The organism is Spirosoma sp., assembly GCF_026391055.1.
Lineage (GTDB): Bacteria > Bacteroidota > Bacteroidia > Cytophagales > Spirosomataceae > Spirosoma.
Map to the genome: position 1 here is coordinate 1 of NZ_JAPLET010000029.1, position 27,000 is coordinate 27,000.

Sequence of the window (27,000 nt, forward strand, 5' to 3'; positions counted from 1 at the left end):
GGTTGAGGGTGTAGAAGAAGACGAACCAGGCCAGCGACTGGCGCATGATGTTCATGCTGCTGAACATCATCAGGCTGACAAAGAAAAAGAAGGTGAACCAGGGCAGAATGAAAGGGAACTTCTCCAGAGCTTTGTAGAAAATGAACATCTGGAACAAAGCCATCAGAATAAAAATGAACGTAAAATGGGCACCTATATAGTTGAGTATTTTATACATGAACTCAAAGCCAAACTCGATTTCCCGGGACACGGAGCCGGTTTCTTTGAGTTCGAGGAAGATTTCCACGTAGACTTTGTAGTCGATGCCCACGTAGTAGCGGCAGCCAACCACGAGGCTATAAAGGATGATGAGTATAGTGAGGTTAGGCCCCCAATAGTTAGGGAAAGTGATTAGTCCGGTGCGTTGGTCAATAACCGCCCTTGCTGATGGTTGTGCAAAGAGCAGCATCGACCCCATCAGCAAGGTGTATAGAATGTATGTTCCGGGCTCGACCATGCCTCCTGGCTGTGTCATATCTACCCTTAAGCCTGCGAGACTTCTTTCTTACCGGTCGGTATGTTCAATAGATCAGTAATCATGTAGAAGTCACCTTTGGTATATATTCCCAAAAGGTAGCCGACTGGCAGTAAACCGAGCAGAATCACCGCGCGAATTCCATAGCTCAGCAGGTAATTGGTAGCGGGTATGAATTCATTCAGAACAAACCAGCCCACGGTGATGCCGGTAAAGAAAAGCATCATTCCTGGATGAAAAAACAGCCGAATCTGAGGGTCTATTTTGGCGGCATCGCGGGTGAACAGCACACGCTCAAACAGACAGGCCAGCAACAGGGCAACGGCAACGGAAACTGGCAGATCATTGAAGAAATTGAAATAGGCCATCGTGGTTGAGAAAAAGACGATAGCCACAATGAACAGGATAGAATTGCGGTTAAAAGCCCTGAAGCTGTTATTGGCAAATAAGTAGTTCTGGTAGGGAATGGTCAATATTTTGACATAAGCGAACAGAATCGACAGAATCAGCACTGGGAACGCTTCGAGGTAGCGGGCGCCAAAAACCAGTGTAATCAATTCGTTTCCGAACAGCGAAGCGGCCAGAACCGCCGGTAAGAAGCTGATAGTGATGAATCGTTCATAACTGCTTAACTGGCTGATCGTTTTGTCGTTGTTGTTGTCCGTTGCGTTCTTAGAGAAAACCGATAACAGAATACTGCCAATGCTGATGCCTAAGGTCATGAGCAGCAGCCCGAGCCGATTTCCTACGTTATAGAAGCCAATTTGCTCCGGCGAAACCTGATAAAGCCCCAATAGTACTTTATCGAAGCTGACTAATAGTCCGTAGGCAATTGTGGATGTGGAAATCGTCATGGAATAACGGATGTACTTCTTCACAACCGCCAGTGAATAGGTGCCAAAGTCCGACCGGATCAAGTTGATCAATGGATAAACAGAGCTTAAAGCGCAAGCCGCCATAATATACCAGGCAATGCCGATTTCCGACTCTCCCAGCAGAACGGCGGCAATTTTGGCAATATTGATCAGCGTCTGAGCATAAAAATCAGTCATGTTGGACCTGATAATATTGAGCTTCGACGATTGATCCGTTATGTAGATATAAAAGGGCGTCATTAAGTAATCCTGGAGGATAAAAATGACGATCAGCGAGATCTGAAGATCGGTAAAGGTGCCGTTATGACTGAAGTGATTCCAGAGAACAAAAGATAAAACCAGTAACGATGTGAGGACATTATACAGAATAAAAACAACCATGTAGTTCTTGAGTCCTATCTGGTTGTTTTCATTGTACATTTTCAAATGAACGCTGTTAACGGTATGCGTAAAGATCGACTTCACCAGAACCTGGAAAGACATGGCCAGTCCGATGTTGCCCATGATGGTTGGTCCGCCAATACGGGCAATAAATACAGAGCTCAGAATACCCAGGCCCATTGATATGATACTAATGAAAAAATTCTGTCCTATCTTCTTGCCTAACATTATTCATTTGTTGTTTACGGTGGTTACTTTACTCGGTAACTATTCTCTTTCCGGGCGTCGTTGAGTACGATGAGCGGACGTTTCAGTTTATTTTCCAGATGGGCTTCCCGGATACTCTCAAGCCGTTCTATAGGGGTGTAATTGTAACGCACAACAAAAATGGTGGTGTCGATATGATCGGCCAGCGCAAAGGTATCGGCCACTTCACCCACGGGTGCCGAGTCGATAATGACATAGTCGAAGCGTTTCCGCAGTTCGCCGATCAATGTGCCTATACCTGCATTTAGCAAAAACTCAGGCGCATTAGCAGGCAAAGGTCCCGTACCGATAACCGATAGGTTAGGCGTACCCGGAAAGGGCGTCAACAGGCTGTTCAGGGAGGGAGTGCTACCGTTCAGGTAATCCGTTATGCCAACCTCATGCTCCACGCGCAAACCAGTCAGAAGGCGTGGATTTCGGAAGTTTAAATCGAGCAGGGCTACTTTCTTATTCAGAAAGCAGAGGCTTAGAGCCAGATTGATACTAAAGAAGGTTTTCCCTTCTTTGGCTACGCTGGACGTTACCAGAATAACCTGGTGCGGCTGATTGGCAGTTGAAAAATGTAGGTTACTTCGTATCAGGCGAAGCTGCTCAATTATTGGCTTCCTGGTTTCCTGCGATATAACGAAAATCCCTTTCTTTCTATAGTGCGTTACCTCGCCCAGAATAGGCACTGCAACGGCGGTCGACACATCGCTGCGCTGGCGAACCTTGTTGCTCAACAAATCAGGAACAGTAATGAAGGCAAGCGGTAAAATCAGCCCCAGTATGAATGCCAGGGCAAAAATAACGGGTTTTTTAGGCGACACGGGCGTTTTAGAGGCCGTTGCCGGATCAATAACGCGGGTATTTGAAAGGGTAGCTGCCAGCGACAGCGACGATTCTTCCCGTTTTTGCAGCAAAAACGAGTACAAATTTCGCTTAACGCCTTCCTGCCGGTTTATGGCGTTGAGCTGGCGCTCAATATCGGGTACCTGAGTAATGTGCTCCTGTAAATTGTTGATTTTGGCTGTCAGGTCGCCCTGCGTAATGAACAGGCCTCGTTTTACGGTCTTTAAGTTTTCAAGAATGGACTGTCTGAAGCTGGCTAGCTGCTCATCGATGTGTACGACCAGTGGGTTTGTTGTTTCGCTGGTACGCAGCATACGTTCGCGCTGGAGAAGCAGATCATTGAATTTACCAATAAAGTCCTGTAACGTTGGGTCGTTGATTGTCAGGTTGCTGGGTACCAACTCATATTTTTGCTTTTGCCGTACCAGGTATCGTTCCAGCGATTCGGCAATATCGAGTTGTATTTTATTGGCTGATAGCTGATTGTTGTAAATTCTGGATTCTTCGAGATATCCATTTGCTTCGGAGCGAACATCGGTTACCTGGTTTCGGCGTTTGAACTCCTCGGTCGCCTTCTCTATATCCGACAATTCGGCGGTTAAGTCTTTTAGCCGTTCCTCAATGAATTTTATTGTGTTGAGTGCCAGTATATTACGGTCTTCCTTGTTCTCTTTATTGTACACCTCAATGAGCTTATTCAGAATAACTTTTCCTTTCTCCGGAACGGCACTCTGCATGTATACACTCAAAACATTTGCTTTTTTATTAAGCTGAATAATGGCTGTCGCTTTACTGTAGCTGTCAGCCATATCCTCCAGGTTATTGAAGAAGATGAATATTTTTTTGGGTTGCCACCGCATGGCTTCCGGATTGGCCTGAACCGTAAACGTGCCATAAGGACGTTGGATCAACTGGCCAAACCGGTAGGTATTGGCGGGGGGGGGGCCGTCCTGCAACTGAAACTCCTGGGTATTTTTAATGACTATGGCAATCGGCTTTGTATAGGCCGATTCCGAGAGTGTTTTAACGAACAGACGGATAGGTAGATCGGCGCCAAAAATCTCTCTTTTCTTGAATGAATCGGCAACGTAATAACTGGTTTGTAAGCCGAGTTCCGTTAAAACCCGGTGCATCAGGGTCACCGATCTTAACGCTTCGATCTCATCCTCAATACTGGTTGTTGAGTTTAAGATATCCAACTCCTTAAAAATCGGATTACCCGGCCGAATATCGGGGCCTTTCTCTATGTCTTTGATTAACAGGCTTATACTGACATTATATTGCGGGGTGGCCGATTTTAAATAAAGGACGGCCAGTACCAGGCTACCGGCAATGCTGATTACAAACAGATACCAGAAACGCCGGTATTTGTAAAGGAATCGTCTGAAGCTGCTTTCTCCGGATGATACGTAACTTACTTCTCCTTCGGTCATAACGTTTTTCTGTAAATTACTCGGGTTATCGAAAGAGTGATATGATCGTTAAAGCAATCGACGAGACAAGGGTAGTCCATAAGGGAATATACCGGTTAGAAGGGTCCGTCTGGTAAGTCTTCGATTTACTGTCGGGTTCTACATAAACGATGTCATTTTGATGCAGGTAAAAAAACGGCGTATCGAGAGCCGCTTTGTTGGTCAGGTCAATGCGATTGGCGGTACGAATGCCGTTCTGATGCCGGATGACCAGAACGTTCTCCCGCTTGCCAAACACAGTCATATCGCCAGCCATCCCCAGCGCTTCGAGCACGTTCACACTTTCGCGGGTTACGGTAAACGTAGATGGGCGCGTCACTTCGCCCAGTACGGTTATGTTAAAGTTGGTCAGCTTCACGCTTACAACCGGTCCTTTCAGGTATTTCGAAACGTCGAGGGTAAGTTTCTGGGCAGCTTCTTCTTTTGTCAGGTCGCCGAGTTTAATTCGCCCCAGCACCGGAAAGTCAATATATCCTTCACGATCTACTAGATAGCCTTCTTTATCCGATTTATTAGTAAGTGCATTATTGACCATACCCGGTTCGGTAGGGCTGGTACTGCTGGAGGCTAGTATCCCTTTGTTGAATAAAATAGTTGATTCAGGGTTTTGGCTGCTTACGGTTATAGAGAGCACATCATCCGGCTGAATCCGTAAGGGGGAGTTGTTCAAAATCTGTGCCTTTTCTTGATCCAGGCCCCGCAAGTCGTTCAGGTAGATCAACTTACGGTTGGTGCTACAGGCCATTAGTCCAAAAAAAGAGAGAAAAAGTAATCGTTTGAAAATCATTTGTTGAGATGTATTACTGAAAAGGGTTTCATTGGAAACGGATGGTATAATAGGATAAATAATGGGTTGAGAACGGTAAAATTCAGTCAGTTTCTGCGATCAGTACAGTCTAGGCTTACACACTGCCAGCGTTTAAATAGGATACGTTGAATTAGATAGAAATAGGATAGAAAAATTCTATAATGGCTCTCTGCCAGAAGAAAGTATAGCAGCTACACCTTCCCAAAAACAGAAGACAATAAAAAGGTAATGGTATGTTTTATACTTTCAATAGACTATTATACTGTACCCAAGGACGAAGATAATAAATTAGTTTAAATTTTTTCATTTGTTTTAACATTAAGTTAAATAAAATGTTGGTTATGAGGTGGTTAGTTCTGTGAATGAGCATCTTGCGCAGCCGGAAAGGCTATTCTATGATGGGGCATTCGGCATGATCTTTCCAGCTAAAACGAAAAAGGGCTGTTCGCTAAATTTTTGTCTTCGAGGGTGATATTTTGCAAAAATATTATAAAGAAAGCAATTACAATAAACTATAAGTGTAATGGGTAGACAATTAATTACCAGAACTGGCTGTAAAGAGCAATTACAGGCAACTACTGGAGAAAAATAAAGTGAAGTCTTCCAGAATACGGGAAATATCCCATTGATTCTCAGCCCGGATTGACAGTCATTTGCCAGAGTATAGTGTATAAGTTGACGAGTAGTTGGAATTGAAGCTGTCTCCCTTTTTATAAAAGATTACTCACCTTTTCGTCTGGCTGGTAATGGGTTACGCTACAGTAAAAAATAGTCTTTGCGTGCTGGGCCTTCTGGCCCTTCTCCAGGCCTGTTCGTATTCCGTAATTGTATCCAACAAGAATGGGGTAGCGCAACCAGACCCTTTCCGGCAGGAACTGGGTTTTTATAACCTTAAAAAGGTGCAGGATGTCAAGTTCATCAACCGCCTTTCTTTATTGCAGAATAGCGTAATGGTCATTGATTCGACCTGTACGGAAGGCTTTCACTCAATAGAATATAAGATTACGTTCGGCGATATGCTTCGGAACACGATCACGTTTGGCAAACGGAAAGCGGTAAGGGTTCGGATTGTCTGTATAAAACCGTCAAATCAGTAATGTCCATGGCGCAAATAACAACGCATCACGTTACGGACTGGAACAACTATCATTTTAACGGGCCTTACCCAACAAAATGCCTGTTTGATATCGACACCAACCGGACCATTGTTTCGCTCATTGATCGATATACTGATAGCGCCAGCAGTATTCAGGGGTTAATAAGTGATAGTCTGGCCAATAACGAACGGTTTCGGGCGTATGGCAGCGCCTGGTCATTGTCGAATGTAGCCCATCAGCGCGATCGAATGCTTTTTAACGCCAACCTGAACATCCGGCTGGAGATCAAGGACAGCCAGTTGCATCCGTCCACCACTTACCAGTCGGAAAACCTTTTTCTGTTTCAGTGCGGCAACACGATCAAGGAGATTTCGGAGTTCCTACAGAAGAAAGGTAAATCGCTGAAAACATGCGGGGCCAGTAATGGACAAACCATAGCCGGGGCTATTTCTACGGGTGTTCACGGATCATCCATTGATGTCGGGTCTGTTCAGGACTGCGTGGTGGGGCTTCAGCTAATCATCGGCCCTAATGCAAATGATCGGGTATACATTGAGCGTGAAAGCCGCCCGGCGCTGTCGGATGAGTTTGCCCGACGGATACAGTCAAGAGTTATTCGGAGCGATGACTTGTTCAATGCGGCACTGGTGAGCTTAGGGGCATTTGGCGTTATTCATGGTGTCGTTCTCGAAGCTGAGGACCTGTATCTCCTGAAGCGCTATGTCAAGAAAATAAGCAAGGCCGATGCGCTGCAAATTGCCGCAACGATGGATTTTGCCAATGCTCGCTTCAAACTTCCCGACGAAGTGCTGCCGGATGGAACCGTAAACCGACCCTTCCACTACAAACTGTACATAAACCCTTACAACGCCAGTGAGGATTTCGTAACCGAAATTATCTACAAAAAGCCCTATCGAACCGGCTACCCCAACCCGGTTCCGTTCGTGCAAAACGCTATTTTTAAAGACATACCCACTTGGGTGTCGGCATTTGCTGCCAAGCATAAGCGAATCATTCCCAGGATATTGGACGCGTTAAAAAGCGAAGCGTTTCCAAAAGTGGATGACACTATAGAAGGTACGCTTGGCGAAATATTCTGGGACACCTCTCAGTCGAGTGCGGCTTTTGGCTGCGGTTTTGGCATAGACATTGCCGACTCGCCCAAAGCCCTCGACCTGTTCATCGACCTGATGAACGACAAAGGCCCGATACCGGGTATTCTGTCTATGCGGTTCGTAAAAGCGTCGGAGGCCACGCTGGGGTTTACCCGGTTTCCGACTACCTGTATTCTGGAAGTGGATGGAGTGCCCTGGAAAGGAAATCAGAATATGATCTCACTGGACGACTTTCTGACGGATGTGATTAAAACCTTCAAGGATAGCGGCATTGCCTTCACCCTGCACTGGGGTAAAAATGCTCCCTGGTCTTTCCCGAACCTGATCGACCTGATGTACGGGAACGCTGACGACAAATGGAAGGATATGCGGAGTATACTACTCTCGAAGGAAATAGCGCATCTGTTTTCCAATGATTTTTTAAGCACCGTCAACCTGGCCGATTACCGTGTAAACATAGCACCTGACTTCGTGGCCCTACGTGATGCGGTTGCCGCTTCGGTTGTGTGAGGGGTAATTTATGGATTTGGAACGTATGCTTTTTTTAGTAATGTCAGGTTAAAGAACCTGACAGAGAAGGTTTCTCAAAACCTTCTCCAGGGAACATGAATAAAATTTGGGATGACTCATGTTTCAGGCTAGTATTTCATTGACAACTTTACCGGCTGTATCTGTAAGACGGAAGTTCCGGCCCTGGAAAGGGTAAGTGAATTTCTCATGATCGAAGCCCATTAAGTGAAGAATTGTGGCTTGTAAATCGTGGACATGCACCCGATCGGTCACGCCATAGTAGCCCAACTCATCGGTCTGCCCATGTGTGTAGCCTTGTTTGGTGCCGCCCCCGGCCATCCACATTGTAAACGCTTCCAGGTGGTGATCCCGGCCCATATAGGGCATTACCAGACCATTTCGGTTTTCCTGCATGGGGGTTCGGCCAAATTCGGCACCCCATACCACCAGAGTTTCCTCAAGCAGTCCCCGCATCTTGAGATCTTGCAGCAAGGCCGCTACTGGCTTGTCCGAGAGCCTGCATTTGTGCCGTAAACCGCCTTCTATATTGTCCGAAGCCGACGTGCCGTGCCCGTCCCAGCCCCAGTCGAAAAGCTGTACGAAACGGACGTCATTCTCAACCAGCTTGCGGGCCAGCAGGCAATTCATCGCAAAGCTGCCATCTCCGGGTTTTACGCCATACATATCCAGAATAAAGGGTGGCTCTCTCGATACGTCCATCACCTGCGGAACGGACATTTGCATCCGGAAAGCCATTTCATACTGGCTTATGCGGGTCAGAGTTTCCGGGTCTTGAGCGTCTTCGTAGGTTTGACGGTTGATGTCGTTGATAGCTTCGATGGTTTTTTGGCGCATGTTGCGATTCATGCCCTTAGGATCAGTCACGTACAGCACCGGATCACCGCCGGTGCGGCATTGCACGCCTTGGTAAACCGATGGCAGAAACCCACTGCCGTACACACTTTTTCCCGCGTCGGGTTGCCGCCCGCCCGACGCCAGCACGATAAAGCCGGGCAGATTCTGGTTATCGGAGCCTAGTCCATACACGGCCCACGCACCCAGACTCGGGCGGCCCAGCCGGGCGCTCCCCGTATGAAGCAGCAACTGCGCCGGGGCATGGTTGAACTGGTCGGTGTGCATGGCTTTCAGGAAAGTGATCTCGTCGGCCATCGTTTGCAGGTAAGGAAGGTAGTCCGATAACCACGCCCCCGACTGACCGTACTGGCCAAACTTCCCCTGAGGGCCCAGCATCTTGGGAACTCCCTGAATAAAGGCAAACTGTTTACCTTCCAGAAAAGCCGCCGGACAATCTTTACCGTGGAATTTCTCCAGTTCGGGTTTGTAATCGAACAGTTCCAGTTGAGAAGGAGCCCCTGCCATATGGATATAAATGACCCGTTGGGCTTTAGGTACAAAGTGCGGCACGTGTAAAGATGCGTCCGAACGGATAGCCGTTGTTTTTTCCCTGGTTGGCCCGCAACCATCCAGCAGTGAGCCCAGCCCCAGCACGCCCAAACCAAAACCAGCGGATTGCAGGAAGTGGCGACGGGTCTGACGCTGCACGTCGGCATGAAGTAGTTCGTTCAGTAACTTGTTCATCGTTGGTTTAGCTGGGAGAAATGGCGTGTGAAAGTGCAGAACTATTCTTTGGTGACTACTTTATCGAGGTTTAGCAGCACGTTGGCCGAAACGGTCAGCGCGGCCAGTTCCGGCGATTTTGCGCTTGCGTAAGGCAGGATGTCATTCACCTCGGCAGGGGAGGCTTTAAACGTAGACAAGGCATCAGTATAGGTAGCCAGCAGTACCGTCAGCTTTCTATCCTCGATTGGCTGGAAGGTGAGCATCCGGTACCCCTCGCGCAACTGTTGCGCCGGTGTTGTCCCCCTTCGCTGCATGGTAGAAGCCAGTTTTTGGGCAGCTTCCAGGTACACCGGATCATTGAGCGTGACCAAAGCCTGCAACGGGGTGTTGGTAGCTATTCGTCTCGACTGGCAGAACTCGCGGCTGGGGGCATCGAAGGTCGTCATGGACGGGTAGGGGGCCGTGCGTTTCCAGTAAGTATAAATGGCGCGTCGGTAGCGGTCTTCGCCCGTACTGGTTACCCAACTCTCGCCATTATAAGGCGATTGCCAGATTTTATCCGGTTGCGGAGGCATCACGCTCGGTCCGTATTGTTTATAAGAGAGCAGCCCGCTACAGGCCAGGGCCTGATCGCGCACCTGCTCCGCACTCAGCCGCACCCGGGGGCCGCGCGACAGCCAGCGATTGGATGGATCTTTCTCTGTCTTTTCCTTCGTGCTTTCCGACCGCTGTCGATACGTGGCCGACAGCACCATTCGGCGGAGGAGTTTCTTTACCTGCCAGTGGTCCTGTTCCATGAACTGCACGGCCAGCCAGTCCAGCAGTGCCTGATGAGTCGGTTCGCTTCCCTGCGACCCAAAATCTTCCAGCGTTTCGACAATGCCCCGTCCGAAAAGCTGCTCCCAAAAACGGTTTACGATAACGCGCGCAGTGAGGGCATTATTCCGACTAACAATCCATTTGGCCAGCCCAAGCCGATTGTTCGGGTAGCCAGCGGGCACCGGGGCCAGTAGCCGGGGTACTCCCGGTTTAACCTCAGCGCCTTTAACCATCCAGTTGCCCCGCACGAAAACATGGGTTTTGCGGGCAAAGTCCCCGTGGCCCTCCCAAATCACCGGCATGCTCTCGGCAGGTCTGACCAGAGTCATGGCATAGTCGGCGACTACCTTCGCATAGTTCGGCTGACCAGCGCCCGGCAAGGGTTTTTGGAAAGAAATCCAGTTTATCTGAACCCATTCCCTAGGAGATGCAGGGCTTTGCAGCGAAAGGTAGACATCATGTTTTCCCCAAACGGAGACAATCGGTGCTATCAGGACCGTATCACGGGCAGCTAGGTTGAGGGTTGTCAGTACCGGGCCGTTCAGCTTGTCGAGATGCAGCGTCAAAACGGCATTTTTTGCTTTTGTGCTTACGTTCAAAACAACGCTGGCAGTCCCTGACAGGTTAACCTGCGGAATCCGGGCATTGCCCTTGTCTTTAACGCCATAATACGAGATTAGCAAGGCGGTCGATGCGTCTCCTTTGATAAAAGAATGGGCATTGATTTTGGGTTCTAAGACCCGCATGAACTGCGTTTTTTCGACCAGTTGCTCCGGTTCATACCGACTGATCCACTGTTTAATTCGCTCGACCCGCGCGGAATCCTCCCCTTTGTAAAAGCGCAGTTTCGGCCACTCATCCCATAGGTCTTCGTCCCGGGAATTGTTGAAGTAGGCCATGTATTTGTAATAATCTTCGTGCGGTATGGGGTCGTAGGGGTGGCTGTGGCACTGAACGCAGGCAAATGTAGTACCCTGCCATACCTCCCAAGTCGTGTTTACACGGTCGATTTGGGCGGCCACCCGAAATTCTTCGTCATTGGTGCCGCCTTCATTATTAGTCATGGTGTTGCGGTGAAAGCCCGTAGCAATCAGGTTTTCTTCTGCTGGAAAACCGCCTGTATCATTCGTCAGCAAATCGCCCGCCAGTTGCTCAATCGTAAAGCGGTCGAAGGGCTTATCCTGGTTAAATGATTTTATGACGTAATCCCGATAAGGCCACATGGTTCGACCACCGTCGCTTTCGTACCCTTTCGTATCGGCATACCGGGCCAGATCCATCCACATGGCCGTCCATCGTTCCCCATAAGCTGGCGATTGCAGGAGCCGGTCAACAACGGTTTCATAAGCATGATTGGACGTATCCAGCTCAAAATTCCGGACTTCGCTCTCTGTTGGTGGCAGACCGGTCAGGTCCAAACTCACACGCCGGATGAGCGTCGCCCTAGATGCTTCGGGTGAGAACGACAACCCTTTTTCGGTTAGTTTTTCGACGACAAAGCGGTCGATTTCATTTTCAACCCAGTTAATGGCAGGAGTATTTAAAAGACCGAACCCATTACTAAGGGTTCGTAAAGAAGGAACATCGGGTTCGTCAACTCGTTTGTAAGCCCAGTGCGTTTCCCAGTGGGCTCCCTCATTAATCCATTGTTTTAGAATGGTTACCTCCTCCTCGTTCAGCGGTGTCCCATGCTTGGGCATTCTCTCGTCCGGATCGTCGGATTGTATACGGCGGATTAGTTCACTGGCATCGGCATCTCCACGTACCACTGGAATCTTCCCTGATTTACCCGGTTGGGTCAGTTCGTGTTCAAAGAGAAAACTAACATTTCCGGCTTTTTTTACGCCCCCATGACAACTCAGGCAATGCTTGTTGAGGATTGGCTTTACGTCTGCGTTGTAGTCTACCCGATGACCAAACCAGGGTGGAGACCAGGTTAAGTAGGTAATGACAACGGCCGCTATGCCTACACAAATGCCGAGGTGTTTGGTCATGATCTCGTCGGTCAATTAGTTCCTGTCCTACCGGCAGACAGCGCTGCCGTATGTTCTATTGAGAATCAGCCGTAAATATCAACGTTCTCGTGGTCTGGCATTGGTATAAACTGCCCGCCGACCTGCGTATACACGCTACATTCTGGGAAAATGACGCATATGCACAGGTCGGCAGGTAGTCTCGTAATTTATAAAGTCAACTGTTGAAGAACAAGTCGTTTAGCTGTTGTAAGCCGTCGATACTGTGTTGCCGCCTTCGCCCGTCCAGTTCGTATGAAAAAACTGCCCGCGTGGTTTGTCGATCCGTTCGTAGGTATGGGCACCGAAGTAATCCCGTTGGGCCTGCAACAGATTGGCGGGTAGCCATTCGCTGCGGAAGCCATCCAGATAACACAGTGCCGAAGTCAGCGAAGGGGCCGGAATACCATTGATCAGAGCCGCAGCACACACCCGACGCCAGCCATCCTGTGCCAATTCTACTTTCTGTTTGAAGAAATCGTCGAGCAGCAGATGCGCAAGTGCCGAATTGTTGTCAAAGGCTTTTTTGATGTCTCCCAGAAACGCAGAGCGGATAATACAGCCACCCCGCCACATCAGGGCAATGCCGCCATAATCCAGTTGCCAGCCATACTCTTTAGCGGCTTCCATCAATAAGTTGTAGCCTTGTGCGTACGAGATAAGCTTGGCACCGTATAGCGCCATTTTCAAATCGTTTAGCATGGCCTGCTTATCACCACTAAACTCGGGTTTTGGCCCACTGATTAGTTTTGATGCCTCTACCCGCATATCTTTTTGGGCCGATAAAAAGCGAGCAAACACCGACTCTCCGATCAATGTAAGCGGAACGCCTAGATCGAGAGCCGCCGAACCCGTCCATTTACCTGTACCTTTTTGTCCGGCTTTATCCAGAATTTTATCAATCATGGGGCTGCCGTCCTCGTCTTTATACGCCATGATGTCGGCAGTGATTTCGATCAGATAGGAGTCCAGTTCTTCGGTATTCCATTTGGTAAATACTTCATGCATTTCATCCGCGCTCATGCCCAGCAGATCTTTCATGATCTGATAGGCTTCGCCAATAATCTGCATGTCGCCATACTCGATACCATTGTGGACCATTTTTACGAAGTGTCCGGCCCCGTCGCTGCCTACCCAGTCGCAGCAGGGCACACCGTTGTCGACTTTGGCGGCAATCGACTGGAAAATATCTTTTACAAAAGGCCATGCCTGGGCACTTCCTCCGGGCATCATTGATGGGCCGTGTAAGGCACCAATCTCCCCACCGGAAACCCCCGTTCCTACATATAGAAACCCTTTGCTTTCTACATAGTGGGTTCGGCGGATGGTGTCCGGGAAATAGGAGTTGCCCCCATCAATAATTATATCGCCCGGCTCAAGATGCGGAATGATCTGGTCAATAAAATCATCCACAGGCTGACCAGCTTTTACCAGCATCATCACCTTGCGCGGTCTTTCCAGCGATGCGACCAGCTCTTCAATAGAGTGGGCACCGATAAAGTTTTTGCCGGCTCCTCTGCCGTTTATAAAGTTGTCGACTTTCTCAACCGTTCGGTTGTAAACGGCTACGGTGTACCCTTTGCTTTCCATGTTGAGTACAAGGTTTTCACCCATCACGGCAAGACCAATTAGGCCGATGTCTGCAGTTTTTGTCATTACGTGAAATCTACTAATTATAAGTTGTATTGGTTTGGTTTAAGTAAGTATCGCCTATGGCTGCCCTACTCATTTCTAAAGGTCGTATCGCTTTGCTGCTGGTTGTCAGGAGGTCTGCTGCTTTCGTGGCATTTTCTGTGCAAATCGAGACGAAACGAACGCTAAGATAATGCCCTCCACCGCCGACATACAAGGGCCTGAAGTTTTCGGGACGTAGTAAGTTATACGTTCAATCGGCTCAGGGGTTGTCCCAACTCCCCGTTATTCAAGCTGTTTCGTAGGCTAATCTATGAGAATGAGCCTATTAAGTTCTTGATCGTTAATGAGTTGTTTATTTTCTGTTCGTATCCCTACCGGGAGGTACCACCTCACCAACCTGCGCTGTTCTAATGCTCGGGCGCTATGAGTTCATAAAAAGGAGGAAAGCAGGTCCCTTTCTCACGGAAGGCTATTCGGGAAGAAAGTTAAAAGCCAGCAGGTTCCCGGCTGTCATCATCAGTTAACTCAAGCATAAACAGCCTGACAAAGTCAACATACTGTTTTTATATGCGCAAAACCGAAAATAGCCTGTGGTAAAAGTCAATTGCCAACGATAGAAATATTTTTTTCGAAACAGAAAAGCTTTAAGCTTGTGTACCATTTGGCATATTCTTCACGGGGACGTACGGCTTCATGCACTTCTTTTATAGCAGTTAAGGCATATTGTAATTTGCTTTGATTGGGCTCCCCACGCATGACCGAACTACAGTATTCCTGATACTCCAGAAACGATTCAACATACTTATATTCAGGTTGCTGATCATACCCTGAACCTTCAAACTCCTTTAATTCAGTAATGATGTTACGGCTATTAGTTAGCTTATTTTCATCTTGGCTAATGGCATATAAATAAGCAAAAGCAACAATAATACCGGTCATTAGAGCCGCTTTTGTTTTTATAAGGACAATATTATCCGGTTCTTCAACAAGTAAGAGGTTATAGTTTGTAAGTGCCTTAAAAGCACTTTCGAGGCCTTGCTCCAGATGTAGTTTCGCGTTCATCGTATCCCCTTCAAGATTGGTACTTGTTGTAGGGATATAGTCTCTGAATTTACAATAATGATACAGGAATAGTCCGTGTGAAAACCGTGGATCTTCGGGGTATGAAGCAATGCCCTTATGAGCATAATATTCTGATTTTTTGTAGTCTAAATTTCTACGGCATACCCAGCACAAGAGGTAATAATAGTCGCCTAACAGCTCTTTGTGGTTGCTGTCATTCTCTATTAGAGGAAGCTGTTTTTCCGCAACGTTAATAACCACAAATTCTGGCGTTATAACAAGCCCTTTTTTTCGGTCAGTCGGGATAATAATATTTAACAGACAGCGAACCAGAATATCTTCCGGACCGGGTTTCCCCTGGGCGTTAAATGATTCCTGTACATTGCTGATAATTAATTCTCTGATTTTTTCCTCCAGAAATTCTTCTTTATCCTGTAAAGACTCAACTTCATCAATAATGTACTGCGTAACGATTTTTTTGATTAGTTCTTTCTGATCTCCTCCGTTTTTAAAAAGCAGTGGGAGGTGATGCCCCGTTCCAAATACGTAGTCGTTTCCGCGCTGGATAAGAAAAGAAGGTTTATCTTTAGCATGAGGCTTGCTCCTAAGCCATTTATTGTAATGTTGGTGAAACTCCAGTTCGAAATCTATTGTGCCAAGTATTCCCTTTGACGTATCTTCCAGTGCATCGACACCTTTAATAAATACCTGTTCCTGTAGTTCTTTAAAAAGTTTAGATAAGTGTCGGTAATTACCCTCCGCTTCATTCAGGCGGTTAAATAGACGCTCAAAATCCTTAAGCTGTTTCAATAAATTTTCATGCGCGTAGCGATTCCGTAAAATATTGATACGCTCATTAAATGCTTCTTCAAACTCGGTAGCTATGGCTTTGTCGCTATCACTTACTCTCTTTGATACAATTTTCCTTATTTCGACTAAAGTAGCCTTGATATCGTTGTCCTCACGTAACAACGTCTGTATGAATATTTGCGCTGACGTTCTGTGGAAATGAAACGCCTTTTTGCCGATAACTGGATAATCAATTATGTTGATATCATCGTTGAAATAAACATCCCGTGACGTATCCGTAGAAGAAAGGAAAAGCAACAGGTACTTTTCCTGATTTTCAATAAGTGTATTGTTGATTTGACAAATCCTGTCAATGGCCTTACAGTCTGCCTCAATAGCGACTTTTCTGTTGTCACGCTTTTTACTAAAGGCTTTCATAAGTCGCTCAACCACCGCTTCCCGGCTGTTCTTCGACATTTCGAAAGCATACTCTATTGGTTTTAAGGCAGCAAATTCGCTAACGATGCGGTCAAATTCTTCGTAATTAACGATCAGCTTTTCGCCAACAAACGAATTATAGCGTTGGGCTCCCTGCTGCAAAACACCAGAAGCGGCAGAGATAAGTAAGCCAAAGTCATTCTTTATATCTTTGCCACTATTACTAAATAAATAATCAGAAAAAGTTTTATAGTCGTTATGAAATTTAATTCGTTTAAATAGATTTTCAATGATTTTATTTCGTAACTCCCGCAGCTCATCCTGATATTCATCCAGTAGTAAGAAGATATTATTGGTATCGAAAAAACGTGAAAGTGCTATGAATTGGTCCGAGATATAAGAAACGGAGTAGCCATCTTTAGTATACCCGTTTTCGGTGAGAGTACTGTCTATTCCAAACGGATAGCAGTACTTACTAATTTCATGGAGGTCAGGCGTACAATAAAAGCTATAACCTTGCTGCTCTAATTCTTCCTGATGAATTAAATCGTCTATTTGCCGTATCGTTAATGTTTCGAATATGGAGTCCCGCATGTCTGGTAATAAGAAAGTAAAATGTACTTTTAGGAAATCAGTTAATTATTTAACCAAGCCGTGATCTAGAGCTACTTAAAAGCAGCTTGCTCATGAACGCGGGAGGAATAATATAATCCTTTTTATGACGTCTTTGTACGCTTTTGGTAAGGTCGGATGTCTTAGACTTAATAATCAAATAGCTAAGTAATCGCTCACAATCTTCATCAAAGTGAGAATCCTCTTCTATAGCTGAAAGCCACAGAACCGTTTCATCCGTTAGTGACTTGAAAAAATCGTTATCGTCAACATCATTTTCTGTATCGCTGAACCAATTATGGATGACTCTGGCTGATTTGTTAATGTAAGTTATTTCATCAAACGTTACCACTATCGCATCAATAATAGCCTTGTTGGTATGATCTATATATTTACATACGTCTTCTAAAAAGAGATTGAAGTCTGGAGATGAACCATACGTTACTCGTGTACTGAAATAGCGCAAAGCCGCCTGAAAAAAATCAGGGTCTTTCTGGTGGCGTACGTCACGTAAGAAGAGTTCTCTTAGTGCATTATCATTATCATAGTCGAAGAGAACAGTTAATAAAAGGTAATGCAGGTTTAGCTTCTGATAATATCGCTTATATAATTCTTTTCGTTCTATGATTTCATAAAATTTGTCAAAATAATGTGAAATTGAAACATCCTCAAAAAAGCGGATTAAAAAATATAGTTCGTTAGTATAACTTTTGTTTTTTCTGTAAAAATCAAATACCTGTAAGAGAGCGCTCTCAAATATTTGTTCATCAATTTTATTCTCTTTAAGGTGTTCGTACAGATATTGTAAGTTATCCGCAGGAAATTCTGATGCCGGGAATGTGATCGCTAAGCCAAGCGGTTTACCTTCTAGAATGTTTCGGATCAGGGTATACCAATGCTTAACAGAAGTTGCGTTGTTTTGTCCTAGAATATGTTTTGCCGATTCGTATATCATACAGTTTTAAATCTTTTCAGCCCTTCATCAATTAGTCCGTCCCGGTTATCATGCGTACTCAGGCCTTTAACTGGCCCGCTAATCTTATGCAAAATAATTTGCTTTTTCTTGTCGTCAGTATCAACGTTTATTACATCGATTATGCGTTCGAAACCTTGATTTTTATGATTTTTAGCCCGAAGCGAGAAGGTGCGGCCCCAGCCATCCATATTACCATACGAAAGAAAGGGGCTATACGGCACATCTTCTGGTGAGCCATCCGCCTTTTTAATTTTTATCGTTGTATTCCATGTGGCCTGGGCTGTGGTTGACTGGTATGCCGTAGGAATTAAGCCAGACGGAAGCTCCAGGTACATCAACTCGGTGCCATCATGACTCAAATGCCGTAAGCCAAGTAAATCTACCAGTATTGTTGCGGCTTCATCGCCGTGAACCGTAAGGATGCCCTCCACCCACTCACATGGGGCCAGCCAAAAAACACTGGGCTTTGGCTTTTTTATGTGCGTATCGGTGTAACCCCTTGCCAGCAGGTTATCGACAGGTAGTTTTCTGTAGCTACTACTGTATGTTTTCCATTTGCTAGTTGTGGGGGACGGAAAGGTATAGTATTTGTCCACGTCTTCCTTTTTCATGATGGTGGCATACTTCTGGCAGTTAGCTCGTATATGCGTGTTGTTCGTATAGCCAGAGAATAGGGGCCCTTCAGTATGAACTATAGCCTTAATCGCATCCTGAAATTGGGTAAAGAATTGATCCACCGGTTGCTTTACATCGACTTTGTACAAGAGCGATTCGTAGCGCTCTATTGGCAGCGAGCCGTGATATAAATCAATAGCCATACATAACAAGAGTTGATACGTTAAGGGCTTATCTTCGGCAACCAGTAGCTTAAGGATTTTTTTGATGTGTCGTTGAACAGGGGCGGGGGAAAGGCTGAACTGACTAGCAATAAAATCTTTTACAGTTTCTTTATTCATGAAGATGTGGTTATTAGAAACAACTTCTGACTAATTTTCAACTGTAAATTTAATTGAACAAATAGATAATCAAAGTACTATTTAATATTCTAAGTCGCTGGTTGAAAGGTATTTAAGTGACATATTAACATGCTTATGGTTATTGCATGTCAGAGGCTGATGCTACCACGGAAGGAACGCTTTTCTTCTTCATTTTAGCTTATTATCATAGTAAGCGAGTTGGTAGATGTACTTTTTAGGCAGTCGCTCTGGCGTTGCTGTTGTCAATGATCTGGACTAGCTGAACGGTCTTGCCACTAAAGAGATTCGATACACCCGAACTGTCAATATTGGTGAAGGGTTGACGATACAGGACTTTCTTTTCGATAACGCCGTTCTCAGCCAAGTAGTGAGTGAGTGTATTGATAAATTCAATCTGTACGGCTGACATCGATCCGTTATCGAGGAGAGCTGAGAAGGCCGATTTACAAAGCAAGGGCAAGCAATGTTATAGCGGATGAAATAGACGGAGATACCGAAAAATTCCAGCCTAATCAATCTTGTTGAAAATAGACTACTATATTAGATAAGAGGTCGTTTATGTATCAAATTGTGTTCAATGTAAATAAAAAAGCACTCACAATTTAACGTAAGTGCTTTTTCTATATGGCTCCCGAAGCTGAGGTGTTATTGTTCAGTTAACATATTCATTATTAGTGGAATACGTCTAATGTTTATTATATAATGTGAGTTAATGCAAATTCTTCTTTTAAAGTGTAGTCATAAATTTATCACAAGCTATTGTAATTCAAGGGGTTACGTGCATTTCTCTGGAGTATTTGTAATAATATTTGCAACTTTATCGGGTATAGGTAAAAGCATTAACTTACTTTGAGTGAACAAATGATAGTAGAATTAATCAAAGCTATCTTATAAGAGATAAAGCGAGTTTAATAAGATCTGTTTACCATATAAAGTAATTTCGACTGGTAAAAATTCTAATGTATTAAATTGTAATCACAGTTATTACATGTTTTTAGATTGTTAATATTTTCAAAGATTTAGATTACTATTCAAATGAAAGATAGATTTTGGTCTTATTACTGGGGATCTTTTAGAAATAAAGATATTATAAAGTATAGTGTATTGCTGACTATTATATATATATTTAATTTTCCTATAAATAAGTTAATAAAAAAATATATACGAGATATACTATTTGAGGGGTTTGATAGTCAACTCTTTACTTCAATAATGTCGTTTCTTTTGTTTTTATACAGCCTGTATTTTTTTAAAAAAAAATTCACTTCTAGAAGATATATATCTGTAACGTCAGTTATATTTTCACTCTTGTGTTTTTTATTTTATTTAGTAAAATATAGAAGTAATATACTTGATTATAATTTTGTGTCATTCTTTTATCTTAATAATTTATATATAATTGATGTAGTTTTCATTAGTCTTTCGATTATCGGGTCAAAATACATTTATATCAAAGAAGATTCTAATAAAACTAATAGTAATCAATACCATTTAATAGAAGATAATTTTGAGGAAGAAAATTCAGATGAATTGTATCGTGAACCATATGCTAAAGAAGTTTCAAAAATTATAAACGATTCAAAAACGAAAAAAGTATTCTCTATAGCAATTACTTCTGAGTGGGGAAATGGTAAAAGTGTATTTATTCGGTATATTGTAAAGCATTTAAACGCTCAAGATTCAATCGTATTATTTTTTGAGCCTTGGAAGTTTGAAAATGTGAATCAGTCTTTGAGTGTTTTTTTAAATGAATTAGATAAAGAGTTTAAAAAGTATGATAGTGAAGCCGCTTTTTTAATAGATTCTTATACAAAGAAGCTGGCTAATGTAGAGTCTGCTAAGTTATTGAGTTTATCAATTAATGAATTATTATTTGCTTCTGGAAATGATGAAAGTAAGCAGATTGAAAATATTAATAAGATAATTGACCGCATTGGAAAAAAAATAATTATAATAGTTGATGATTTAGATAGACTAACTAAGGCCGAATTATTACAGGTATTTAGTATAATTCGTAATTATTTGGATTTTAAAAATGTATTTTTCCTCTCAGCTTTTGATAAAAATTATGTAAATAATCAACTTGCCGAACTTGGAAGTGGTTCTGAAAACTTTATTAATAAAATATTTCAATTGGAAATTTCGCTTCCTCCGATAAATAAAAAATTTTTAAAAAGCATTTTAATTAACCATATCACCAGTGCTCATTATTCATCTGTTGTTAAAAAACAAATGGAAATTGCGATCCATAGAATAGACTTAAATCTTTATGATAATAACATTCAACCTGTTGGTTTAGAGGATGTTAATATCTACCCTAGCGTAAGTCTTATTAATATTTTATTCAAAAATATTAGGGATGTAAAAAGATTTATGAACAGTTATAATATTGCTTATGTATCTATTGGTTCTGAAATTGAGATAATAGACTTATTTTTGCTTGAATTATTGAAATACAGATTTTTTTACGTTTACGCTTTGCTAGCCAATGGTGAAATAATAACATGGACTAAACAAAATTCCTTGTATAGGTTTGATAGTACTAAGTTGGAGGAACAATTAAAGGGTAAGGAAATAGCTATGCAGCCTTATAATATAAAAGTAATATTAAAATTATTAGAGGTTATTTTTCTAGATTCTAATTCAGAACGATCAATATCTAGACCTAGATATTATCATTTATATTTTAATTACCAACTATTAGGCACAGACTCTATTGTGAAATATAGTAAAAAGATATATTCAAGTAAAGATGTGCTGAAGAATTATATGATTGAACTAATTAGAAATTATGAAAATAATTTAGATGATAAAAGCATTGAAGAATATTTGTTTAACATAAAGCAAATAAGTTACTTTGATGATAGCCAAACCTTTGAGAACGTGGTTTTTTCATTGATTTTTCTATATTTTAATTTAAAATACAATGAATTAAAAATGCAAGTTAAAAATATTATTGAAGTCTTAGGAATATATATACCTAAAATTACAGTGTATAATAACGGAATAATGATTATCGATTTATTTGATGAAATACTTAATGATGAAAAATATAATAGTTCTATAAAGTTAATGTTCTTGTGTGAAATACTTCAAAGTATTACTATTAGTAATGACAATGAATTCCTGCCATATATAACTTCAAAAACTACTCGTGTTTTTAAAGAGGAACTCAATTCATTTGAGTCTAACGAGGTAATGATATATTTAGACTTTAAACTTCTATACAATAAATTATATAGGAGTTCTATTTGGTCTGATGAAGATGTTATAAAGGATTATTCTAATTATTTATTAAAAAATTATAAGTATTTTTTATCCAATCTATTTGAGCCAATAAAAGATGAGAATTCAGTGAATGATTATTACTTTATAAACCCCATTGCGTTATATATGTTTAATAACATAGATGGACTTAAAACTTTTTTAAATAAATTACCCCTAGACGCTTGTACGGAATTTATATCCTCAGAATTAAATAATATTACTTTGGGTGACACTTTTCATTTTCCGGATTTTGCAAGCCGCTTTCCGTGCAACAAGTATTGAAAAAGATTTTATTTGTCAGAAGAAGAGTAATTTACGGAATTTCATTCTTCCTCTAAAAATTCAAAAACTCCACTTACCCAATTGCGTGCTTCGCTAAGATTTATTTTTTCTTTATCTCTGCGTTTCATACGCTTGTAAGCATCAATGAACCATTTTTCTGTTATAAAACCTGATGTAACTATTTATATTAATCTTTTTCAATGTCACTTAGATCAATTCCTAATTCATTTGCTTGTCGTTTTAATTCTTCAAAATCTTCCTCCTCTTCTTCAAATCGTTTATTTTCTTTATCAATTAATTCGTTTGCACTCTTGCGAAATAAAGATGCCATAGAGTAGAGGAGATCATTCTTGTGTCTAAGTACTTTATTCGCGGTACGTAAGCGTATGACTTTGCCTTCTAACTCTTTTATCCGTTCTGGTTGTGGACTACTGTTGTAACCTAAGAGTTCAAGGATAGAAACACCTAATACTTCAGCTATCTTCTCAAGCATTTCGATTGTCAACCGCTTTTCCCTTTTTTCTATACGAGGGTAGTTTGTCGGTTCAATGCCTAAAGCCCTTGCTATATCACTTTGCTTAATTCCTTTCTTTTCACGAATGGCTTTGATATTTTCTGATATCATTTTAATCAGATTTTGATTAATGCAATATTACAACTAATGTGATTATAAGGCAATTATCAAATTATGATAAATAAAATTCATCATAATTTGATTTATTATATCATTTAATGATTAGTATTGCATCATTAAATGATGAAGATTTGACTTATGCAAAGAAACAGTTCCATTAGCGAAGCCCTACGATCTTACGAAGATCGTATAAAGGGGAAGTTTAAACCCGACCGAAGATTTTACGGATCGGTGGGCATCAACCAAAAGCGGTTTGGTCAATTAGTAAGAGGGGAAAAGCCAATTATGGGATTTGAAGCTCGTAACCTGTCTCAATTCTTTGGCGTGTCTTTAGAAAGTCTCATTTAACAAAAATAAGCCCTGTATCGCGGCCAGGCGATACAGGGCTAACTCTCAACCAATCACTGAATTATTATGCCAAAGGTAAAACAAGCTGAGCCGTCAGCAAAGGAAAAGCGCATGAACCGCTTAAGCGTTCAGCCGTATTTGCGAGTTACTAACCTGTATCTTAAACTGTCTTATAGTGGGAAAAGCATTTCCTTTTCTACCGGCTTGTCATGCCGGCCTAAACAGTTGGACAAAAAGGCTTTCAGTATTGAAGGAAATGAGTCCGCTACAAACTTGCTACAGGGTTTAAGGGCTGACTTTCAACGGACATTCACCGATTTTCTACTAACAAAGCGAACACCTGATTTAAGGAAAATAAAGGACGTTGTTTTGCAGAAGCTAAGTGCAGACCCAACTATACCAACTTTAATCGAATGTCTGGAGACATTCTTCAAGAATGAATTTGAAGCCTTGACGGGTATCGACTATGAACAAAAGACCGTTGAGAAGAAACGGTACATCGTGCAACGTATACGGCAATACGTTATCACTCATCATAATAATCCACATTTCAGACTGAGTGATCTTAAGTTAGTCGATGCTCAAAATTTGGTCAACTTCTGCAAACGCACCTTTGGGCATGGTCATAATCATGCCGTTTTACATGCTGAGTTTTTAAAGCGTACCTGTAATTATGCGATTGCAAACGAATGGATGGATAGAAATCCGTTTGCCTTCTTTCGGCCCAGAAGAGACCGTAAAGAAGTTGTTTCATTGAGAGAAAGCCATTTAAAGGCTTTAGAAGATGCCGTTTTTGTTGGCCGTGAGTACAATTATGTAAAGGACGTTTTTTTGTTCTGTTGTTATACCGGGCTAGCTTATGTTGATGTGAGTCAGCTAAGTGCTGAACATGTAGTGACTAAAGAGGACGGTAGCCAATTGCTAAAAATTAAACGGGGTAAAAATGGCAATATGTGTACGGTTCCGCTTGTACCAAAGGCATTACGGATACTTAAAAAGTATGAAGCTAACTCTGATTGCCTTGATAAGAATCGACTATTACCCGTTTATGCCAATCAGGTAATGAACCGTATTTTAAAAGAAATACAAGCCATTTGTAAGCTTCCTGTTCGGCTCACTACGCATGTTGCCCGCAAAACATGTGCTTCTTATTACATCGCAAATAATGTCCCTTTGACTAGTGTAGCCACAATGTTAGGGCATAAGAAGACAAGCACTACTGAGCAGTATTACACCGAGCGCACAGAAGAAGCCGTTATACGTCACATCAAAGAATTTCAAGACCGTCAAAGCGAAGTACAAGCCATTTAATTGACGCTGCCCAACAAAAAACCACGCTCCTGCCAGAACGTGGTTTCCTATTCAATTTTTTAAAGCAAAAGCAAATATATGAAAACTAACTCAAACAGTGAGGAAAACACTGAGGGGCAACCTATTATCCAGCGTATTCAGAAGTTTTTGTTTGACAAACATGAATACCGCGTTAACATTGTATCGAACCAACTAGAACGGAAAGGGGAACCCACTTCTGAATGGGAGTTGGTTAATATGGCCGATATTGAATTTGAGCTATTCAATGCCAATTTCAAAAACTTTAAAGACCCATTAAAAGCACTATTCGGTTCGAGAATCCTTCCAAAATATGACCCGTTTATTACCTATTTTGAAGGTTTGCCCAAGTGGGATGAATCACAGCCCAATTACATTGACCAGCTGGCTGACTTTGTTCAAACAGATGACGGTCTATGGTGGAAACTAATGTTTAAAAAATGGATTGTTCGAGCAGTTGGCCAAGCAATCGGAGAGATTAAATTTAATAAGCAGTGTCTAACCTTAGTTGGTAAGCAGAATGATGGTAAGACTACATTCCTAGATTTTCTCATTCCTAAAGGCTTAAAAAACTACGCCAAAAAGGGTTTTGACTTTGGGCACAAAGATGGCAAGTTTTCTCTCATACAGAACTTTATTATCAATTTGGATGAATTGGCTTCTTTTGAGAAAAAAGAACTAAATAACGAATTTAAAACCGTACTATCTGAAAGTACGGTCAAGTTCAGGCTTCTGTTTCAAAATATCGAAACTCCTTTTGCTCGTCGGGCAAGTTTTGTAGCTAGTACTAACCAGTTTGAATTTTTGACCGACGAAACCGGGAACGTTCGTTGGCTTCCATTCGTGGTTAAAAATATAAACCATGATGCCGGAGGGCCTAAGGGGTACGCGGCAGTAATTGATATTGATCGGGTTTGGGCGCAGGCACAAGCGTTACTGTATGACCCTAGATTTAACTGTAACATGACTCCCGATGAAATTAGCCAGCAAGAACTTCTAAACCGTCGTTTCCTGCGTACAACGACTGAAATGGAAGTAATTGGTAAATACTACCTATCAGGAGAGAAGGGGGATACTGAATCTACTTTTAATACAGCTTCAGACATTGAAGAATATCTACGGGGTAAGGTTTCCTTGCGTCTTCACCGAACGCAAATAGGCAAGGCTATGCAAGTAATGGGTTTTGCGCAGGAGACCAATTACAACCCGAAGAAGGGATACTCAGAGAAGGGATATTTTTTGAAAATGAAGTAAACCTGCCTACTCGCTTACTCGAATCACTAATACTATCTGTAAATCAACTACTTATTAGTAATAAATAGAGTAGATAATAAAGTACTCGATTTGTCTTGATTCTCGAAATAAAGACAAAATACGAGTAGATAGTAAAACAAAGGTACTCGAAAAAAAAGCTTTAAGGTGTTGATTAGTAGAAAGGTAAGTTGAAGAGTAAGCGAGTAATAGATTTTTCACCGCTAAAGAAAAAGGCATGAAAACTAAAGAACATATTAAGCAATTAAAAGCCATACCGATAACACATTATTTAAGTGAGCAAGGCTTACAACCTGTAAAAGCAAATGGGGCTGAGTTAGTATACTACTCTCCCAAAAATGAAGAGCATACCCCTTCATTCTTTGTCAATCCACAAAAGAACGTATTTCATGATTATAGCGGAGTAGGAGAGCAAGGGGACATAATTCGACTCATTCAATATCTAAATGGCTGTAGCTTTATGCAAGCTTTAGATGCATTAGAAGTGATCAAACCGGCGAAGGTACAATCCTTTTCTTTTAGCGGCGATAATCGCTCACAGGCTAAGAAATCATCATCTATGGAGATTGTAAACGTTCAACCCCTACGGAACCGGGCTTTGCTGGATTATGTGGCTAGTCGTAAAATCGCTCAGTCTATTGCATCGACCTATTTGCAGGAGGTCTACTACCATATTAATCAGAAGCAGTATTACGCGGCTGGATTCCAGAATGATAAAGGCGGTTATGAATTAAGGAGCCAATATTTTAAAGGTGGTACTTCTCCAAAGTGGTTCACTTATTTGCCTGTTCAAAATTCAACTGAAATAAACCTCTTTGAAGGAGTTTTTGATTTTTTATCCTGTTGCCAGTTTTTTAAAACGGTAAGGCTAAAAAACTCCAACCTTGTTTTAAACTCACTCACCTTTATTAAAGAAGCGTTACCAGTGTTGTCTGGCTGTTTAACAATTAATGCTTTCTTAGATAACGATAGTGCAGGAAAGCGAGCTTTAGAGTATTTAACTGGTATAGGGCTAACGGTTCGTGACTGTTCGAGCTACTATTTGGAATACAAAGATTTTAATGAATACTTAGTCAGTAATAGTATGCTCTAGCTTG

The 27,000-nt window shown here is 42.4% G+C and carries 18 protein-coding genes; 6 read left to right on the top strand and 12 right to left on the bottom strand.

What is annotated here, in order from left to right; all coding sequences use genetic code 11:
* From NT073_RS27865 to NT073_RS27880, 4 genes are all read right to left on the bottom strand, one after another.
* Positions 1–514: EpsG family protein (locus NT073_RS27865; protein WP_297380467.1), on the bottom strand; the 514-nt coding region annotated here is incomplete at its 3' end.
* An 8-nt stretch (positions 515–522) separates the two neighbouring features.
* On the bottom strand, positions 523–1,998 hold the full coding sequence (locus NT073_RS27870) for a hypothetical protein (protein WP_297380468.1): 1,476 nt from the start codon (positions 1,996–1,998) through the stop codon (positions 523–525).
* A gap of 23 nt (positions 1,999–2,021) precedes the next feature.
* Complete coding sequence (locus NT073_RS27875) at positions 2,022–4,301, bottom strand: polysaccharide biosynthesis tyrosine autokinase (RefSeq protein WP_297380469.1); 2,280 nt, start codon at positions 4,299–4,301, stop codon at positions 2,022–2,024.
* A 25-nt stretch (positions 4,302–4,326) separates the two neighbouring features.
* Positions 4,327–5,127: a polysaccharide biosynthesis/export family protein gene (locus NT073_RS27880; protein ID WP_297380470.1), complete on the bottom strand. Its 801-nt coding sequence runs from the start codon at positions 5,125–5,127 to the stop codon at positions 4,327–4,329.
* 767 nt (positions 5,128–5,894) lie between these two features.
* On the opposite strand from NT073_RS27880, the gene NT073_RS27885 reads away from it, so the two are divergent.
* Both NT073_RS27885 and NT073_RS27890 read left to right on the top strand, forming a co-directional pair.
* Positions 5,895–6,245, top strand: coding sequence for a hypothetical protein (locus NT073_RS27885; RefSeq protein ID WP_297380471.1), 351 nt, complete (start codon positions 5,895–5,897; stop codon positions 6,243–6,245).
* A 5-nt stretch (positions 6,246–6,250) separates the two neighbouring features.
* A complete protein-coding gene (locus tag NT073_RS27890) occupies positions 6,251–7,870 on the top strand; it encodes an FAD-binding protein (RefSeq protein ID WP_297380474.1) in 1,620 nt (539 codons plus the stop codon).
* A 123-nt stretch (positions 7,871–7,993) separates the two neighbouring features.
* Here the strand turns inward: NT073_RS27890 and NT073_RS27895 are convergent, their stop codons facing one another.
* From NT073_RS27895 to NT073_RS27925, 7 genes are all read right to left on the bottom strand, one after another.
* The gene (locus NT073_RS27895) at positions 7,994–9,469 is read right to left on the bottom strand and encodes a DUF1501 domain-containing protein (RefSeq protein WP_297380477.1); all 1,476 of its coding nucleotides are present in this window, start codon (positions 9,467–9,469) and stop codon (positions 7,994–7,996) included.
* Between the two features lie 41 nt (positions 9,470–9,510).
* Positions 9,511–12,264, bottom strand: a complete 2,754-nt coding sequence (locus tag NT073_RS27900; RefSeq protein ID WP_297380480.1) for a DUF1553 domain-containing protein — start codon at positions 12,262–12,264, stop codon at positions 9,511–9,513.
* A gap of 219 nt (positions 12,265–12,483) precedes the next feature.
* Complete coding sequence (gnd, locus tag NT073_RS27905) at positions 12,484–13,938, bottom strand: decarboxylating NADP(+)-dependent phosphogluconate dehydrogenase (RefSeq protein WP_297380482.1); 1,455 nt, start codon at positions 13,936–13,938, stop codon at positions 12,484–12,486.
* Positions 13,939–14,517: 579 nt separating this feature from the next.
* Complete coding sequence (locus tag NT073_RS27910; RefSeq protein WP_297380484.1) at positions 14,518–16,800, bottom strand: hypothetical protein; 2,283 nt, start codon at positions 16,798–16,800, stop codon at positions 14,518–14,520.
* 49 nt (positions 16,801–16,849) lie between these two features.
* Positions 16,850–17,773 (bottom strand): hypothetical protein, encoded by a 924-nt coding sequence (locus NT073_RS27915; protein ID WP_297380487.1) that lies wholly within the window; start codon positions 17,771–17,773, stop codon positions 16,850–16,852.
* Positions 17,770–18,750: a hypothetical protein gene (locus NT073_RS27920; RefSeq protein ID WP_297380489.1), complete on the bottom strand. Its 981-nt coding sequence runs from the start codon at positions 18,748–18,750 to the stop codon at positions 17,770–17,772. Before NT073_RS27920 ends, NT073_RS27915 begins: the two co-directional genes overlap by 4 nt.
* A 235-nt stretch (positions 18,751–18,985) precedes the next feature.
* A complete protein-coding gene (locus tag NT073_RS27925) occupies positions 18,986–19,231 on the bottom strand; it encodes a type I restriction-modification enzyme R subunit C-terminal domain-containing protein (RefSeq protein ID WP_366107940.1) in 246 nt (81 codons plus the stop codon).
* A 575-nt stretch (positions 19,232–19,806) separates the two neighbouring features.
* On the opposite strand from NT073_RS27925, the gene NT073_RS27930 reads away from it, so the two are divergent.
* Positions 19,807–22,320 carry a P-loop NTPase fold protein gene (locus NT073_RS27930; protein WP_297380495.1) on the top strand — a complete coding sequence of 838 codons (2,514 nt, stop codon included), beginning with the start codon at positions 19,807–19,809 and terminating at the stop codon, positions 22,318–22,320.
* Between the two features lie 187 nt (positions 22,321–22,507).
* On the opposite strand, the gene NT073_RS27935 is transcribed toward NT073_RS27930, so the two are convergent.
* Complete coding sequence (locus NT073_RS27935; protein ID WP_297380496.1) at positions 22,508–22,945, bottom strand: helix-turn-helix transcriptional regulator; 438 nt, start codon at positions 22,943–22,945, stop codon at positions 22,508–22,510.
* A 423-nt stretch (positions 22,946–23,368) separates the two neighbouring features.
* On the opposite strand from NT073_RS27935, the gene NT073_RS27940 reads away from it, so the two are divergent.
* From NT073_RS27940 to NT073_RS27950, 3 genes are all read left to right on the top strand, one after another.
* Positions 23,369–24,613, top strand: coding sequence for a site-specific integrase (locus NT073_RS27940; protein ID WP_297380498.1), 1,245 nt, complete (start codon positions 23,369–23,371; stop codon positions 24,611–24,613).
* A gap of 78 nt (positions 24,614–24,691) precedes the next feature.
* Positions 24,692–25,885, top strand: a complete 1,194-nt coding sequence (locus tag NT073_RS27945; protein ID WP_297380502.1) for a VapE domain-containing protein — start codon at positions 24,692–24,694, stop codon at positions 25,883–25,885.
* A 235-nt stretch (positions 25,886–26,120) separates the two neighbouring features.
* Positions 26,121–26,996 (top strand): toprim domain-containing protein, encoded by an 876-nt coding sequence (locus NT073_RS27950; RefSeq protein ID WP_297380504.1) that lies wholly within the window; start codon positions 26,121–26,123, stop codon positions 26,994–26,996.
* Positions 26,997–27,000 lie beyond the last annotated feature (4 nt).

What these genes read in the sequence shown, in the direction of transcription:
- NT073_RS27870 (WP_297380468.1), bottom strand. Translation starts at nt 1,998, where the DNA reads ATGTTAGGCAAGAAGATAGGACAGAATTTTTTCATTAGTATCATATCA.
- NT073_RS27875 (WP_297380469.1), bottom strand. Translation starts at nt 4,301, where the DNA reads ATGACCGAAGGAGAAGTAAGTTACGTATCATCCGGAGAAAGCAGCTTC.
- NT073_RS27880 (WP_297380470.1), bottom strand. Translation starts at nt 5,127, where the DNA reads ATGATTTTCAAACGATTACTTTTTCTCTCTTTTTTTGGACTAATGGCC.
- NT073_RS27885 (WP_297380471.1), top strand. Translation starts at nt 5,895, where the DNA reads ATGGGTTACGCTACAGTAAAAAATAGTCTTTGCGTGCTGGGCCTTCTG.
- NT073_RS27890 (WP_297380474.1), top strand. Translation starts at nt 6,251, where the DNA reads ATGGCGCAAATAACAACGCATCACGTTACGGACTGGAACAACTATCAT.
- NT073_RS27895 (WP_297380477.1), bottom strand. Translation starts at nt 9,469, where the DNA reads ATGAACAAGTTACTGAACGAACTACTTCATGCCGACGTGCAGCGTCAG.
- NT073_RS27900 (WP_297380480.1), bottom strand. Translation starts at nt 12,264, where the DNA reads ATGACCAAACACCTCGGCATTTGTGTAGGCATAGCGGCCGTTGTCATT.
- gnd (WP_297380482.1), bottom strand. Translation starts at nt 13,938, where the DNA reads ATGACAAAAACTGCAGACATCGGCCTAATTGGTCTTGCCGTGATGGGT.
- NT073_RS27910 (WP_297380484.1), bottom strand. Translation starts at nt 16,800, where the DNA reads ATGCGGGACTCCATATTCGAAACATTAACGATACGGCAAATAGACGAT.
- NT073_RS27915 (WP_297380487.1), bottom strand. Translation starts at nt 17,773, where the DNA reads ATGATATACGAATCGGCAAAACATATTCTAGGACAAAACAACGCAACT.
- NT073_RS27920 (WP_297380489.1), bottom strand. Translation starts at nt 18,750, where the DNA reads ATGAATAAAGAAACTGTAAAAGATTTTATTGCTAGTCAGTTCAGCCTT.
- NT073_RS27930 (WP_297380495.1), top strand. Translation starts at nt 19,807, where the DNA reads ATGAAAGATAGATTTTGGTCTTATTACTGGGGATCTTTTAGAAATAAA.
- NT073_RS27935 (WP_297380496.1), bottom strand. Translation starts at nt 22,945, where the DNA reads ATGATATCAGAAAATATCAAAGCCATTCGTGAAAAGAAAGGAATTAAG.
- NT073_RS27940 (WP_297380498.1), top strand. Translation starts at nt 23,369, where the DNA reads ATGCCAAAGGTAAAACAAGCTGAGCCGTCAGCAAAGGAAAAGCGCATG.
- NT073_RS27945 (WP_297380502.1), top strand. Translation starts at nt 24,692, where the DNA reads ATGAAAACTAACTCAAACAGTGAGGAAAACACTGAGGGGCAACCTATT.
- NT073_RS27950 (WP_297380504.1), top strand. Translation starts at nt 26,121, where the DNA reads ATGAAAACTAAAGAACATATTAAGCAATTAAAAGCCATACCGATAACA.